At 60.5% G+C, this 16,795-nt stretch carries 7 protein-coding genes; 4 read left to right on the top strand and 3 right to left on the bottom strand.

The window, feature by feature from the left end; genetic code table 11:
- Positions 1-165 precede the first annotated feature (165 nt).
- Positions 166-6,465 carry a tandem-95 repeat protein gene (locus tag Q0859_RS09030; RefSeq protein ID WP_299149975.1) on the top strand — a complete coding sequence of 2,100 codons (6,300 nt, stop codon included), beginning with the start codon at positions 166-168 and terminating at the stop codon, positions 6,463-6,465.
- Between the two features lie 319 nt (positions 6,466-6,784).
- Entirely contained in the window at positions 6,785-8,656 is a 1,872-nt protein-coding gene (locus Q0859_RS09035) for a Hint domain-containing protein (RefSeq protein ID WP_299149977.1), read from the top strand.
- On the opposite strand, the gene Q0859_RS09040 is transcribed toward Q0859_RS09035, so the two are convergent.
- Both Q0859_RS09040 and Q0859_RS09045 read right to left on the bottom strand, forming a co-directional pair.
- Positions 8,634-9,248 carry an NTP transferase domain-containing protein gene (locus Q0859_RS09040; RefSeq protein ID WP_299149980.1) on the bottom strand — a complete coding sequence of 205 codons (615 nt, stop codon included), beginning with the start codon at positions 9,246-9,248 and terminating at the stop codon, positions 8,634-8,636. The two genes, Q0859_RS09035 and Q0859_RS09040, sit on opposite strands and share 23 nt — an antisense overlap.
- A gap of 13 nt (positions 9,249-9,261) precedes the next feature.
- Complete coding sequence (locus Q0859_RS09045; RefSeq protein ID WP_299149983.1) at positions 9,262-11,670, bottom strand: FAD-dependent oxidoreductase; 2,409 nt, start codon at positions 11,668-11,670, stop codon at positions 9,262-9,264.
- Between the two features lie 355 nt (positions 11,671-12,025).
- Here Q0859_RS09045 and Q0859_RS09050 point away from each other — a divergent pair, with 355 nt between their 5' ends.
- Together Q0859_RS09050 and Q0859_RS09055 are read left to right on the top strand one after the other, a co-directional pair.
- Positions 12,026-14,446 carry an FAD-dependent oxidoreductase gene (locus Q0859_RS09050; protein WP_299149984.1) on the top strand — a complete coding sequence of 807 codons (2,421 nt, stop codon included), beginning with the start codon at positions 12,026-12,028 and terminating at the stop codon, positions 14,444-14,446.
- A 153-nt stretch (positions 14,447-14,599) separates the two neighbouring features.
- Positions 14,600-15,430, top strand: coding sequence for a LytTR family DNA-binding domain-containing protein (locus Q0859_RS09055; protein WP_299149986.1), 831 nt, complete (start codon positions 14,600-14,602; stop codon positions 15,428-15,430).
- Positions 15,431-15,433: 3 nt separating this feature from the next.
- Here Q0859_RS09055 and Q0859_RS09060 read toward each other — a convergent pair whose 3' ends face one another.
- Entirely contained in the window at positions 15,434-16,744 is a 1,311-nt protein-coding gene (locus Q0859_RS09060; RefSeq protein WP_299149988.1) for an HlyC/CorC family transporter, read from the bottom strand.
- Between the last annotated feature and the right edge of the window lie 51 nt (positions 16,745-16,795).

Raw genomic sequence — 16,795 nt, forward strand, 5'->3', positions numbered from 1 at the left:
ATGATGGAGAGAGTTGTGAACCATTTATTGCAGCAAAAAATGCAAGCCTTCGGTCGGGCCGTTCAGCCCGTGACCTGTGGCATGGTCGCCTGTTCCTCCTGTCATTCTGTAATTTACCCGGCCGCGTTGCGCGCCGTAAGCAACAACGCCTAGGAGATCCGCGCCATGACAAAGTTTATTGATTTCAACAATCTCGCCGCTGGCACAGTGGTCGACAACGAATTTTCCAGCCAGGGCGTGACTGTTTCCGCAGTAGGTGGCTCCAACAAGGCGATGATCTTTGACACCGCCCACCCCACCGGGAATGACGAGGATCTTGCGACGACCAACCTGAACGGCGCGCTTATCATTTCCGAAGACGGAAACCGCAGGGATCCCGACGACAATGCCGATGGCGGCACCTTCAAATTCGTGTTCGACACGCCTGCGGATGTGAACCGGCTGACATTCCTCGATATCGAGGAGGCCGCGACCGTGACGTTCTTTGGGCCCAATGGCCATGTCATCAAAACGGTTCAGGTTGACGCAACTGGGAACAATGGCCAGCTCATTCAGGATTTCGACGTCGCGGGCGTGGCCCGGATGGACGTGACCCTGCACGGCTCTGGCGCGATCGACAATCTGGTCTTTGATGACAGCGATCTGGACGGTGTGGTTGAGGGCGACAATGACGGCAACCTGATTGACGCTGCCTTTGACGAAGACCCCGATGGCGACCGCATTGATGCCAATGACCAGATCCTGCCCGGCGAAGGCCCGAATGATGATATCGTAGATGCCTTTGGTGGCAACGACACGGTCCTGTCTGGTGGGGCCGATGACGAAGTCTATGCCGGGTCCGGCGATGACAGCGTGCAAGGTGGTGCGGGCGACGATCTGATCTTTGGCGACAGCAACTATGACGGCCCAAATGCCGGGACGATGGTGCGCGAAAGTTTTGAGTGGAACGAGTCCGGCTTTGCCAATGGCCAGACTATCGGTGATTTCACGCAAAACACCGGCAATGTGGACGTCTCCTTTTCGACCGTGTCGCAATCCGGACCGGCTGTTGGCCGGCTTCTGGGCTCCGAGCAAAACGTTGCCAATATCGACGATGATGGGATGGGCGTGGACGCCAACAGCTCGCTCGACAACGTGCTGAACGGCAAAGGCAACTCGACAGACTACCAGCTTGAATTCTCGGCGGGTGTCGAGGATGTCTCGTTCCGCATCAACGATATCGACGGTGACGGCGTTGTGCGCGTCAAAGCCTTTGATGCAAATGGCAAGCAGATCGTGGTCAATCTGGAAGGCGGCGAGCGGCTGACCCTGCTTGATACGGACGGTGTTGCGGGCAATGACACAGCCGACAGCAATGGCGGCTATCTGCAGGACACAAGTGCGGAATATTCCGTGTTGGTCAGCATTGCAGGTCCTGTGTCCAAAATCGTGATCGAACATGATCAGGACGGTGCCAACAACTCCGGCATCAACGTCACGGATATATATTTTGACGCACCATTGGCCGATGAAGGCGCGCCCGGCAACGACACGCTGATCGGTGACTCCGGTGACGACACGATCTTTGGCGAAGAGGGCAATGACCTGCTGCGCGGCGGATCGGGCGAGGACAGCCTGATCGGCGGCGCAGGGTCTGACCGGATCGAAGGCGGGTCGGGCAACGATTTCCTTGATGGCGGTGCTGACCGCGACACGCTTGTGGGCGGCGGCGGCAATGATACGGCCTTCGGCGGTGGCGGCAATGACGAAATCTGGATGGGGTCGGGCAACGACTCTGCCGATGGCGGCAATGGCAACGACTGGATTCACGGCCAGTCGGGCAACGACACCCTGAACGGTAATGCCGGAAATGACATGGTCTTTGGCGAGGACGGCAATGATGTCCTGACGGGCGGTGCGGGTGATGACACATTGTCCGGCGGTGCCGATGCCGACACCATCTTTGGGGGTGCGGGTGATGTGGTCGACGGCGGAGCGGGCGGCTTCAACGCCAACCCTGCCCAGAACACTGACCTTGACGTGCTGGACCTGACGGGTCAGGGCCCGTTCTTCCTTGATGATGTGACCCGTGATGCCAATGGCAACGGGATCAACGGCACAGTGGTGTTCGTTGACACAGACGGCAATCCGAATGGCCTGACCCTGTCCTTTACCGAAATTGAGACCGTGTTGGGTGAAGAGGTCAACCGCGGCCCTGATGCCGTTGATGACACTGCCACTGTCGAAGAAGACGGCTCTGTCGATATCTCGGTACTGGCCAATGACACGGATGCTGACGGTGATGATCTGCGCGTCACCGATGCAAGCTCGCCTGATGGCGAGGTGACCATCAACCCTGATGGCACAATTACGTTCTCGCCGAATGAGAATTTCAACGGCCCCACCACCATCACCTACACCATCACCGATGATCAGGGCGGCGAAGACACGGCGACCGTAACGGTCGAGGTGACCCCGGTTAATGATGCACCCGACGCGGTCAATGACGCAGCCACCACAGATGAGGACACGCCTGTCACCATCGATGTGCTGGCCAATGACACGGATGTGGACGGTGATCCGCTGACGATCACGGGGGCCTCGGTGCCTGCCGATCAGGGCACTGTGGATGTTGTGGACAACAAACTGCTGTTCACCCCGGCTGAAAACTTCAACGGCGATGCGACGATCTCCTATTCAATCGAAGACGGCAATGGGGGTACTGACACGGCAGAGGCCATCGTGACTGTGGCACCGGTCAACGATGACCCGGTGGCCGTCGACGATATCGCCGAGACCATGGAAGACGAACCCGTCACCATCAATCTGATCGGCAACGACACGGATGTGGACGGCGACCCGCTCACTATCGGCTCCGTCTCGGTCCCGGCCGAGCAGGGCGAGGTGGTCGACAATAGCGACGGCACCGTGACCTTCACGCCTGCGCCCAACTTCAACGGACCCGCGACGATCACCTATACCGTGGTTGATGGTCAGGGTGGCGAAGATGAGGGCGAGGCCACAGTCAATGTGGGCGCGGTCAATGACGGCCCAACAGCTGTCGACGACACTGCCACGACAGATGAAGACACACCCGTCACCATTGATGCAGTTGGCAACGACACCGACCCGGACGGCGATCCGCTGACGATCACGGGGGCCTCGGTGCCTGCCGATCAGGGCACTGTGGATGTTGTGGACAACAAACTGCTGTTCACCCCGGCTGAAAACTTCAACGGCGATGCGACGATCTCCTACACGATCACCGATGGCAACGGCGGCACGGACACCGCCGAAGTCGGCGTCACCGTGAACCCGGTCAACGATGATCCGGTGGCCGTGGACGATATCGAAACCACGGACGAAGACACGCCCGTGGTCGTCGATCTGATTGGCAACGACACGGATGTGGACGGCGACCCGCTCACTATCGGCTCCGTCTCGGTCCCTGCCGAGCAGGGCGAGGTGGTCGACAATAGCGACGGCACCGTGACCTTCACGCCTGCGCCCAACTTCAACGGACCCGCGACGATCACCTATACCGTGGTTGATGGTCAGGGTGGCGAAGACGAAGGCCAGGCTGTGGTCTCGGTCGGTGCTGTCAATGATGGCCCCGTGGCCAATGACGACACCGAAACCACCGAAGAGGATACGCCTGTCACCATCGATGTGGTCGGCAACGACACCGATGAGGATGGCGATGACCTGACGGTGATCTCGGCTGTTGTGCCCGCTGATCAGGGCACGGTCGAGATTGTGAACAACGAATTGCTGTTCACCCCTGCCGAAAACTTCAATGGCGAGGCGACCATCACCTACACCATCGCGGACGGGAATGGTGGCACCGACACGGCGGATGTCGTGGTCGATGTGACCCCGGTGAACGACGATCCGGTTGCCAATGATGACACGGCAACGGTCGAGGAGGACGGCTCTGTCAATATCCCGGTCCTCGCCAACGACACGGATGTGGACGGCGATCCACTGCGGGTGACCGAAGCGACCTCGCCCGATGGGGACGTAACCATCAACGGTGACGGCACCATCACCTTCGAGCCAAACGAGAACTTCAACGGCCCCACCACCATCACCTACACGGTGACGGACGATCAGGGCGGCGAAGACACGGCAACTGTCGATGTGAACGTGACCGCAGGCAATGATGGCCCCGTGGCTAACGATGATGCGGACACCGCCAACGAAGACGGCCCCGCCATCGATATCGACCTGACGGCCAATGACACCGATCTTGATGGCGACGATCTGGAAATCCAGAGCATCGACACCACCGGCACACTTGGACAGGTGAACATCAACCCTGACAATGACTCCGTGTCCTATGACGCCAACGGGGCCTTCGAGAGCCTTGGCGTGGGCGAGACCGCGACCGATACGTTCACCTACGTGGTCGAAGACGGCAATGGTGGCACCGATACGGCGACCGTGACCGTCACAGTCGAAGGGGCCAATGACGGCCCAACGGCCAATGACGACGCGTCCGATACAGACTTTGACACGCCCGTCACCTTTGACGTGCTGGCCAACGACACGGACCCGGACACCAACGACGTGCTCAGCATCACCGGCGCGACCTCGCCCGATGGCGATGTGGTCGACAATGGCGATGGCACGCTGACCTTCACGCCCACACCGGGCTTTGAAGGCGCAGCCGAGATCACCTACACGATCTCGGACGGCAATGGCGGCACCGATGAAGGCATCTGGACGGTCAACGTGGCCGACGAACCGCTCGACGGGATCGTGTCGGGCACCGACGAAGGCGAGTTGATCGACGAAGACTTTGAAGGTGATCCGCAAGGTGACATGGTCGACAACGGCGACAACATCTTCTCGAACGATCCTGAAGACGAAGATGACGACATCATCGAAGCGGGTGGTGGCGACGACACGATCCGAGCCGGTGACGGCGATGATGAGGTCGACGGCGGGACCGGTGACGACATCATCGATGGTGGCGATGGCAATGACACGGTCGATGGCGGCGAAGGCGATGACCTGATCGAAACCGGCAACGGCGATCTGGCACCTGACCTTGGCTTCCCCAACGACGATGGCACACCTGCACCGGGCTTCCCCTTCGGCTTTGCGGCGGATGAGGATCCCGAAGACGACCGCGACTCGGTCGATGGCGGGGCGGGTGACGACACCATCTCGACGGGGGATGACCGCGACACCATCACCGGTGGCACGGGCGACGATGTGATCGACGGTGGCATCGACGATGACCGGATCACCGGCGATGAAGGCGACGACCGGATTGTGGGCGGTGAAGGCAACGACCTGATCGAAGGCGGCATCGGCGACGACACGATCTTTGCCGGCAATGACCCTGATCTGGGCCTTGACCAGCTCAACATCGAAGACGATGGATCGAACCCGCTGTTCCCGGCAGATCCACGCCCCGACAACGGGATGGACACGGTATTCGGTGGTGATGGCGACGACCTGATCTTTGGGGCCGATGACAGCGATGTCCTGTTCGGGGATGCGGGCGACGACACCATTGACGGCGAAATCGATGATGACTTGATCGACGGTGGCGCGGGCGATGACAGCCTTCTGGGTGGTCAGGGCAACGATACTGTGGCTGGTGGTGACGGCGATGACATCATCGACGGCGGCATCGGTGATGACGACCTGCTTGGCGGCGCGGATGCGGACACGTTCGTGAACGTGAACGCAGGCGACGTGGTCGACGGCAACGAAGAGGTCACAGACGGTGTTGATTTCGACACGCTGGATCTGACCGGTTCTGCGCCGGATGGCGGCTCGCTCGAGGTGATCTTCGATGATCTGAACCCCGAGAACGGGGTGGTCCGCTACCGCGATGCTGCTGGCGAGGACGCGGGTGAGTTGGTGTTCACCAACATCGAGAACGTCATTCCCTGCTTCACACCCGGAACACTGATCGCAACGCCAACAGGCGAGCGCCGTGTCGAGGACCTGGCCGTCGGAGATCGGGTGATCACCCGCGACAATGGCATCCAGGAAATCTGCTGGGTCGGCCAGCGTGCGATGTCGGGTGCGGAATTTGCCAACGCGGCGCATCTGCGGCCCGTCCTGATCCAGAAAGATGCCCTTGGCAACGGTTTGCCGGAACGTGACATGCTTGTCTCGCCCCAGCACCGTGTGCTGATCGCCAGCGACAAGACGGCGCTGTACTTTGACGAAAGCGAAGTGCTCGTGGCGGCCAAACACCTGACGGCCATGGAAGGGATCGACGTGGTGGACGTGTCGGAAACGACCTATATCCACGTCATGTTCGACCAGCACGAGGTGATCTTGTCGGATGGAGCATGGACCGAAAGCTTCCAGCCTGGCGATCAGACACTTGCCTCGATGGGTGATGCGCAACGGGCCGAAATTCTGGAACTTTTCCCGGAGCTGGAAACAGAAACCGGGATCCGCGCCTACAGCGCTGCCCGCCGCAGCCTGAAAAAGCACGAAGCACGCCTCCTGACATGAGGATGCGCGCTTTGCGCCACAACTAAAATTCGTGCAGCATTTTCCGTATGATTGTCGGAAAACGTGAGAGACGGGGCAGGGGGCTGCACCCGTCTCTTGTCGTCAATGAGCACTAAAGTGACTTATTGTTTCGCGAATCCAAGTATGATCGGCCACAATGTGGCGTCAAAGTGCCTTTTTCGGGGTAAGGTTTACCATTTCATCAAATTTCCCCCTGAATTCAGATTTATTTTGAATTAAATCACGGGTCAGCGTGTTGATCTGTTGGGGACAGTCAACTGCGACTGTCACGTGTGATTGAGGTTAGGAGTTTGCTGCCATGCCAGTGTTTAATGGGACATCCAACAACGACACCCTTCAGGGTGGCGCTGAAAATGACACTATCAATGCGTTTGGCGGGCAGGATCTGGCCTCGGGCGAGGGCGGTGATGACAGCATTTCGGGCGGCGGTGGCAATGACACCTTGTTCGGGGATGCGGGCGCGGGCACGGCACCGGGAAACGATGCGACCCCGCTTGTCATCGACATCAACAATCTGGTCACCCCCGACAATGCAGACAACAATGCCTCGGCCGGACAGTCGGCCGTCTACCGCAATGTCGCGCAGCTTGAGGACGGCACGCAGGTGTCCGCCCGCATCGTCCTGGTGTCCAAATCCGACCCTTTTCTGAGGGTGGATCTGTCCGGTCGTGGCGGGGCAGAAATTCTGATGAACGGCAATGGACCGGGCGACACCGCCGATTTTCGGATGGAATTTTTCATTCCCGACAGCCCGAATGCAACAACCGGCACCCCGGTCGCGCTGAATTCTACGGCCACCATCAACGACCTTGATCGCAACAGCGTGGGCGACCAAGAGGCCGTGACGATCAACACCAGCAGTTTCACCGCCTTCGGAGTGAGCGACGATACCTCCCTGAACGTGACGACCGGGACGGGCACCATCACAGCGGCCGGTACTGAACGAACCAACCCGGCCGATCAGGATGCGTGGTTCTCGGCCCAATTCGAAAATCGCGAGTTTCTGGAATTTACGCTTGAGTCCCGTTCAACCAATTCGGGTTTTTCGTTCTCGGGAGATCTGATCGATGACGTGGTTGTGACCCCCATTGTGGCGGGCAACGACACGATTGACGGGGGCAGCGGGCAGGATCAGATTTTCGGTCAGGGGGGTGATGACAGCCTGCTTGGTGGACGGGGCGACGATACGGTTGACGGCGGTGAAGGCAATGACACGCTTGAGGGCGGTCAGGGTCAGGACCGGCTGGATGGCGGCGCGGGCAATGATTTTCTCACAGGCGGGCAGGGGGATGACACCTTGCTTGGCGGAGACGGCCAGGACGTGTTGCAAGTCGGTCCTGACAATGACCGCGCCGAAGGTGGGTTCGGGTCGGATCGGTTCACCTTTGACGGTCTTGGCAACAGCACCATCATCGGCGGCGAGGATGCAGATGGTCTGGACATCGATATTCTCGACCTGACCGGCGTGCAGGCCAACGTGATCCAGAGCGGCCCGGAATCGGGCACCATCGAACTGCTGGACGACAACGGCAATGTGGCCCGCCGCGTGACCTATTCCGAGATCGAACAGGTCATTATCTGCTTTACCCCCGGCACCCGTATTGCCACCCAAATGGGCGAAGTGGCCGTCGAAAACCTGCGGCCCGGCGACAAGGTGTTCACCCGAGACAACGGGGTGCAGTCCTTGCGATGGGTCGGGCGGCGTGATCTCGGGGCCGCCGACATGCGGGACCATGCCGCCTTCCAACCTGTGTTGATCCGCCAGGGTGCCTTGGGCAAAGATTTGCCCGAACGTGATATGCTGGTCAGCCCGCAACACCGGATGCTGGTCACCTCTGATCTGGCCGCCGTCATGTTTGACGAGCGCGAGGTTTTGATCGCGGCCAAGCATCTGACGGGCCTTGATGGCATCGATCAGGTGCGTACCGATACCGTCAGCTATCTGCACCTGATGTTTGATCAGCACGAGGTTGTATTGGCGGACGGTGCATGGTCTGAAAGTTTCCAGCCCGGCGATCATTCGCTGCGTGGTATTGGCGAAACGCAGCGCAACGAGGTGTTGTCGCTGTTCCCGGAGTTGGAAACTCTGGCCGGTTTGGACAGCTACGGGGCCGCCCGTCTATCGCTGAAACGGCACGAGGCCGAGATCATCGTGGATCGCCTGAAGTAGAGGGCCGGGCCGCGCGCCATGCGGCCCATGCTTCGGGGGTGTCAAGGTCACGGCGCGCCCGGTCATCCCCAAAAGCCACATGATGTACGCGATCCCCCAAGGTGCGGATGATGGCGCGCCCGCCACCGTCGCCTTTGATCTGTTGAAAATCTGCGAACACGGCCCGGTTGATCAGTATCGGGTGGCCGCCTTGTCCGTCCGGCGTTGCGCCCCGCCAGATCAGCGCGTCGGGTACTGCACTGCGTGCGCCAAAGACGGCGCGCAGATCACCTTCGGCAATGTCGGGTAGGTCCGGCAGCAGCAGCATGGCGTGGTTTACGCCCCCCTCAAGGCTGCCAAAGAGGGCGCGCAGGGTGTGCCCGAACCCGTCTCCCGCGTCTGGCACCGGGATCGGTGTAACCTCCAGCCCGGCCAGCGCGTCATAGCGAGAATGGGGTCGCGGGGGCAGGCCGATCCGCACATCTGCGCTGACTGTACGCGCCATCATCGCCTGACGGCGCAACAAGGCGACGCCATCCACCTCTTGCAGCAGCTTGTCCGCACCGCGCATCCGCGAGGACGCGCCCGCAGCCGGGATCAGGATCGGGATCATGCGCTCCGGTATATCACCCCCGCATCCGTGCGCCATCTGCATCGAACAGCGGCGTGGTCACAAGGGTCGCGGAGCGCATCTGGCCAAGGATTTCGATCTCGACCGCGCGGCCGTCGGCAATCTGATCGACGGGCAGGAAACCTTGTGCCACGGACACACCCGCATGATGCGAATAGCCCCCTGAGGTGCAGAAGCCCACGACCGCGCCCTCCAGCCAGATCGGCTCATAGCCGTGCACATCCGCATCATCCGCCTCGACCACAAAGGCGCAGAGCTTGCGTGCCGGTCCGCTGGCCCGCTCTGCCTCTGCGGCCGCGCGGCCAATGAAATCCGTGTTCTTCTTCCACGAGATGAAGCGATCCAGCCCTGTTTCGGCGGCTGTATAGTCCGGTGAAAACTCTGACAGCCAGGCACCAAAGAACTTGTCGAGCCGCAGCGACATCATCGCGCGCATCCCGAAGGGTGTCATGCCGTGGGGCTGGCCCGCCACCCAAAGTGTGGTCCAGAGCTGGCGTTGGGACAGCGGATCGCAATAGATCTCGAACCCCAGATCGCCGGTGTAGCTGACCCGCTGCACGATACAGTCGGTCATGCCCACGGTGATCTGCCACACATCAAGGAACCGCATTTCTGAAATATCGGTGCGGGTGCAGGCTTGCAGCACATCGCGCGCACGCGGGCCTGCGATCTGAAACCCGGTGCGCTGGTCCGAGATGTTTTCGATCTGCATCCCGTCTTCGCTCTCGGCCAGAAAATGGCGCATGTGCACAGCCTGTGCGCTGTAGGAGGCGGTGAGTTGGAAGTTTTCCTCGGACAGGCAGGACATGGTGAAATCCCCGATCAGCTTGCCGTTGGGAGACAGCATTGGCGTCAGTGAGATGCGCCCCCGCTGCGGTACCCGGCCCGCCATCACCCGATCGAGCCATGCCCGTGCACGTGGCCCCGTGACGCGATACTTGCCGAAATTGTGCACCTCGTTGATGCCGACGCTGCGACGCACCGCCTGCACCTCGCGCGCGGTTGCCGCAAACGCATCCGAGCGGCGGAACGATGGGGTTTCATAGGTCGGCTCATCGCCTTGTGCAAAGTAGTTCGGCACCTCAAGCCCGTATTGCGCCCCCCAGACGGCACCCATGCCCGAAAAGATGTCATACATTGGCGTCGTGCGATTGGGCCGGGCAGCAGGCAATTCCTCGTTCGGATAGGCAACGGAAAACCGTTTCTGGTAGTTCTCGACCACTTTGGGGCGGGTGTAGCCGGGGCTGATCCACGGGCCGAACCGGGCCACATCCATGGCCGTCACATCGCGCTCTGCCTCACCCTCGATCATCCATTGGGCCAGCATCAGGCCCACCCCGCCGCCTTGGGAAAAGCCTGCCATGACACCGCAGGCCGACCAGTAATTACGCAGACCCGGAATGGGGCCGACCAGCGGATTGCCATCGGGGGCAAAGGTGAAGGGGCCGTGAATGACGGATTTGATGCCCGCCGTTTCGAGCACTGGAAAGCGCTTGTAGGCGAACGCAATCGACTCCTCGATCTTGTCAAAGTCATCCGGCAGCAACTCGTGCCCGAAATCCCAAGGTGTTCCATCCACAGCCCACGGGCGGCAGGGTTGCTCATAGAACCCGATGCACAGCCCACGCCCTTCCTGTCGGAGATAGCTTTCACCCGCAGGGTCCATCACGTGCGGATGTTCGGCGGTGCGATCGTAAATGTCGGCAATCTCGTCGGTGACGACATATTGATGCTCCATGGGGTGCAGCGGCAGGTAAAGACCCGCCATAGCCGCTACCTCACGTGCCCAAAGCCCGCCCGCATTGACGATATGTTCCGCATGGATCGCGCCCTTGTCAGTGACCACATCCCATGTGCCATCTGCGCGTTGGTTGGTCTCGATGACTTTCGTATGCGTCTCGATCACAGCACCGCCCATCCGGGCCGCCTTGGCATAGGCATGGGTCGTGCCCGAGGGATCAAGGTGGCCATCAAGGGGGTCATAAAGCGCACCGATGATACCGTCCGTGTTGGTGATCGGAGCAATGTCGCGGATTTCATCCGGGGTCACGATCTCGGTCTCAAGCCCCATGAAGCGGTGCTTGGCCCGTTCGGCCAGCAGCATGTCAAAGCGATCCTGATTGTCGGCCAGCGTCACGCCGCCCACGTGGTGCAACCCGCAGGACAGGCCGGTGATCTCTTCCAACTCCTTGTAAAGACGGATGGTATAGCCCTGAAGCGCGGCCATGTTGGTGTCGCCGTTCAGCGTGTGAAAGCCCCCGGCGGCGTGCCATGTGGACCCCGATGTCAACTCAGAGCGTTCCACCAGCATCACATCCGCCCAGCCCAGTTTTGTCAGGTGGTACAACACGGATGCGCCGACAACGCCGCCTCCGATCACGACAACTCGGGTTGTGGTCTTCATCTTCTGTGGCTCCTTGACGCTGATACATGCACACTATGTGTGACACCCGGGCAGAAGCGCAAAAAAGCGACCTTGGATGTCGATAACAAACCTTTTGAGGATGTGATGGGGCCTTTGATTCCGAAATTCTGAGTATGGTGCGCAGCGCGTGTGATGCATCTGCGCAAATTCGCCACCCATAAGGTGTCGGATGCGTCTGACGGCGAAGACACTGATGATCCGGTACAAGACGCGGATTGGGGTGTATGCGGCACAACTTGTCGCTCAGAGGATAGTTTTGTCGTCCCCCGGGCAAGCCGTGCGCGTCCCGAGACCACAATGTGGTGGTGCAAACGAGACCAAAGGCACGAGACCCATGAAAACCCACGCACAGGCTGTCGTCATCGGCGGCGGCGTTATCGGCTGTTCGATCCTCTATCACCTGACCAAATTGGGCTGGATGGACGTGATCCTGCTGGAACGGGACGAGTTGACGTCCGGCTCCACCTGGCATGCGGCCGCCAACATCCATGGGCTGCATGACAGCACCAATATCAGCCGCATTCAGCACTACACGATGGGGCTGTATAAGGAACTTGAGCAGGAAACCGGGCAGGGCTGCGGCGTGTTCCAGCCCGGCTCGCTCTATCTCGCGCAGACCGAAGCGCGTGAACATCAGCTGCGCCTGCAAGCGGCCAAGGCGAAACTCTATGGCATGAACTTTCACGAGGTCGACCGGGCCGAGGCCGAGCGCCTGCACCCGCTGGTCGATTATGACGGCATCCGCTGCATCATGTGGGAACCTGATGGGGGCAATGTGGACCCGTCGGGTGTGACCAACGCCTATGCCACCGGGGCGCGTCAGAACGGGGCCGAGATCGTGCGCTTCTGCCCCGTCACGGGCACCGAACAACAGGCTGATGGCACCTGGATCGTGCGCACCGAAAAGGGCGATATCGCGACCCCTTGGGTGGTGAACGCGGCGGGCCTGTGGGGGCGCGAAGTGGCGGCGCTGGCCGGGATCGAGCTGCCGTTGCAACCGACCGAGCACCAGTATTTCGTGACCGAAACCATTCCTGAGATCGCGGGCATGGGCCGTCGTCTGCCATCCGTGGCGGATCGGGACGGGGAATATTACCTGCGTCAGGAAGGGCAGGGGCTTCTCGTCGGGGCCTATGAGAAGGACTACCGCCTTTGGGCTGAGAATGGCACGCCGCAGGGTTTTGGGCACGAGTTGTTCGCCGACGATCTGGAACGGATCGAAGACAACATGATGCGCGCCATTGACCGTGTGCCGGTCGTGGGCACCGCCGGGATCAAGCGCGTCATCAACGGGCCGATGATCTGGTCACCCGATTCCAACGTGCTGTTTGGCCCGGTGCCCGAGCTTACAGGGTATTTCTGCTGCAACGGGATCATTCCGGGCTTTTCCCAATCTGGAGGCATGGGCCTGCTGGCGGCGCAGTGGATGATCGAGGGCGAGACGAAATACGATATGTTTGCATGGGACATGGCCCGCTTTGGGTCATGGGCGGGCAAGGCCTTCACCAAGGCGCGGGTGGGCGATCAATACGCCAACCGCTTCAAGATCCATTTCCCGAATGAAGAACGCAGTGCGGGTCGGCCCGTGCGCACCCGACCTATCCACGACATGCAGCGCGAAATGGGCGCGGTCATGGGGTTGAACTATGGCTGGGAACACCCGTTGTGGTTTGCCGATGCGCCGGGGGTTGAGGACACGGATGGCTTTACCCGCCAGAACTGGTGGGGCCCGGTGGGCGCGGAATGCCGGATGCTGCGCGACCGGGGTGGGATTATCGATATCTCGAACTTTGCCAAATACGAATGCACTGGTTCGGGGGCCGAGGACTGGCTGAATGCCGTCTTTGCCAACCGGATGCCGAAGGTTGTGGGGCGGTCGTGCCTGACCCCACTGATCAGCAAACGCGGTGGCATCGCTGGGGACTTCACCGTGACCCGCACCGCCGACGACACCTTCTGGATCATCGGGTCGGGCATGGCGGAACGCTATCACCAGCGGTTCTTCAAACAGGTGCTGTTGCCCAAAGGCACGACGTTCACCTCGCACACCGACGCGATGTGCGGATTTAATGTGGCCGGGCCGCTGGCGCGTGACTTGCTGCAACGCATGACCAACGCGTCGTTGGCCACCACGGATTTCCCGTTCATGCGCTCGGCCATGATCGAGCTTGCAGGGGTCAAGGTGCTGGCGCTGCGGGTGTCGTTCACCGGCGATCTGGGATGGGAATTGCATTGCGCCCAGGCGGATCAACAGCGGCTTTACGAGGGGTTGATCGAGGCCGGGCGCGAGATGGGCATCGGCCCCGTGGGCAGCCGCGCGCTGATGAGCCTGCGCATCGAAAAGGGCTATGGCTCATGGAGCCGGGAATATAGCCCCGAATATTGGCCCCAAGAGGTGGGCCTTGATCGGCTGATCAAGATGGACAAAGAGTTCCTGAACAAAGAGGCCGTACGCGATGTGATGCGGCAACCTGCACGCGAATCGCTGGTGGTTTTGCATCTGAATGATGCGGGTACGGACGCGTCTGGTGCGGATGCCACAGGGGGGGAGCCGATCTTTTTCGAGGGCAAAGGGGTGGGTCGGGTGACGTCCGGGGCTTATGGTTACAGCGTGAACCAAAGCCTGGCTCTTGGATTTGTGTCGGGCCCCAAGCCGGGCGACCGGGTTGAGGTCATGGTGCTGGGACAGCCGCACAAGGCAACAATACTTGACGCACCGCCCTTTGATCCATCGGGCACGCGGCTGCGCACCTGACGGCCGGAGCATTGAAGAACGGGGTGCGGTTTGGCGGGACGTCACTTTGGAAACAGGCCTGTTTACTGATACCAAGTCGGTCGTTGCACCGCACCCCCGTCAGGCCATATTGACACATTTACTCTATTTAGCGTCACATGCTAGAGACCATGCATGTTGCGAACGGATGATTGCCGCGAAGTGCACGTTTATGTCTCCAATGGCAGCGTGGCGCATTTCACGATACGTGAAATGCATGACCTTTACATGTCATGGCAACTATGGGTTCTGATTTCCGTCGGGTTTATGATTATGACCACCGGCCACCCGGTGACGTTGCCGCAATTTGACAGCTTTGGGTTGCGGCTGGCCTTTTGGTGCATCGCGTTGGCCTTCTATCTGGTGGTGTCGACGTGGTATTCTCTGGGCGCGCAATGGGTGTGGAACCGCGCGATTGGAGGCCCGATCCCGCTGATCCTGCTGTCGGCACCGCTGGTCTTGGCCACGACCTATCTGACTTCGGCGATCCTGACCGCGATGTTCGAGCCCGATCAGGCCCCCTTCAACAGCATGACGTGGCAGATGAACCTGCGGAATCTGTTTGTGGCGCATGTGTTTGAAACGGTAGCGCTGTTGTGGTTGCTGCCTGCGCAGCGGGCGCGGCGTGTCGATCAAAGTGCTGCGCGCAGCGTGACGCTGGCCGGGCGGCGGTTTGTGCTGGCGCAAATCACACGTGTCAAAGCGGCCGAGCATTATCTGGAAGTGTACAGCGCAGATGGAAAAGAGGTCATTCGCGAACGTATGGTCACTTTTCTGGAACAGGTCGGCCCCGAAGATGGCATTCAAACCCATCGCTCACATTGGGTTGCGGGCGACAGTGCGCTTGATCTGACAGGCAGCAAATTGCGGCTGCGCGACGGGGAGAAGGTACCCGTGGCACGGGGGCGGCTTGAGGACGTGCGCCTTTGGCTTGCGGGCCAGACCGGTGCCAAAGAAGTGGCCTAAGGCTCACTCCAACTCCTTGATCCGCAATGCCGTGATGCGGTTGCCATCGCGCGCCTTCACCTCGAACCGGAAACCGTGAAAGCTGAACACCTGCCCCAGGGTCGGGATGGTTTGGGCCTCGTGGATCACAAGCCCAGCCACGGTGTTGGCCTCGTCATCGGGCAGATTCCAATCGGTCGCGCGGTTCAGATCGCGGATCGTCATGGCCCCGTCGACCAAGTAATGCCCATCCTCACCCCGGTTGATCGCGTGATCGCCATCGGGATCGAATTCATCGGTGATCTCGCCCACGATCTCTTCCAGAATATCCTCAAGCGTGATCAGCCCTTGCAGGGACCCGTACTCGTCCACCACAAGCGCAAAATGGGTGCGCATCCGCAGGAACTGACGCATCTGGTGATCCAGCGTCGTGGTTTCGGGCACGAAATAGGGCGGCATCGCCACTTGCGAGATGTCAAACGCCTTGAGCGCGCCCGCATCCCCATCCGGCCCGCCAATCTTTTGATACATCGCGCGCAGCAGGTCCTTGGCGTGGATTACACCGGTGATGTTTTCCTGTTCACCGCGGAACAGGGGCAGGCGGGTGTGACTGGATTTCAGGCATTGTTCGAGGATGTCTTGCGGGTCGTCATCGGCATTGATCATCTCGATGCCGGAGCGGTGGAGCATGATCTCTTCCACGGTCCGGTCACCCAGATCGAGCGCGCCCAGAATGCGGTCACGGTCTTCCTTTTCGACAACCCCTTCGGAATGGCCCAGATTGAGCGCACCCGCGATTTCCTCGCGCACGGCCATGATGTGGCTGTCGGGATCGATCTGCACCCCGAACAGGCGCAGGATGCCCCGCACCAGCAGGCGCACCGCCGATACGATGGGCGAAAACAGCAGCACCACGATCGAAATAGGGCGCGACACCAGCGCGGCGGCGGTTTCGGAGTTGGTGATCGCATAGGTCTTGGGCAGCACTTCGGCAAAGATCAGCACCAGCAGCGTCATCGCCAGTGTCGCCAGCGCCACTCCGCTTTCGCCAAAGGCGCGGGTGAAGACGGTGGTGGCCAAGGCCGTGGCCAGGATGTTCACAAGGTTGTTGCCAAGCAGGACGGACCCGATCAGCCGTTCATTGTCTTCGGTGACATCCAGCGCCCGTTGCGCGCCCTTTGATCCCTTGTCCGCCCGCACACGCAATTTCCCGCGCGAAGCCGCCGTCAGCGCCGTTTCAGAGCCCGAGAAAAAGCCCGACATGAAAAGCAGCATCACGATCACCCCGCAGGTGATCCAGAAGGCTGCGTCAAGCGCGGTGGTGGGGTCTTCCATTCGTGATTTATCCTTTGATCCGACTTGGGTTATGGGGGGCAGAACGCGCGC

Origin of the sequence: uncultured Tateyamaria sp., assembly GCF_947497045.1 — a bacterium.
Taxonomy (GTDB): domain Bacteria; phylum Pseudomonadota; class Alphaproteobacteria; order Rhodobacterales; family Rhodobacteraceae; genus Tateyamaria.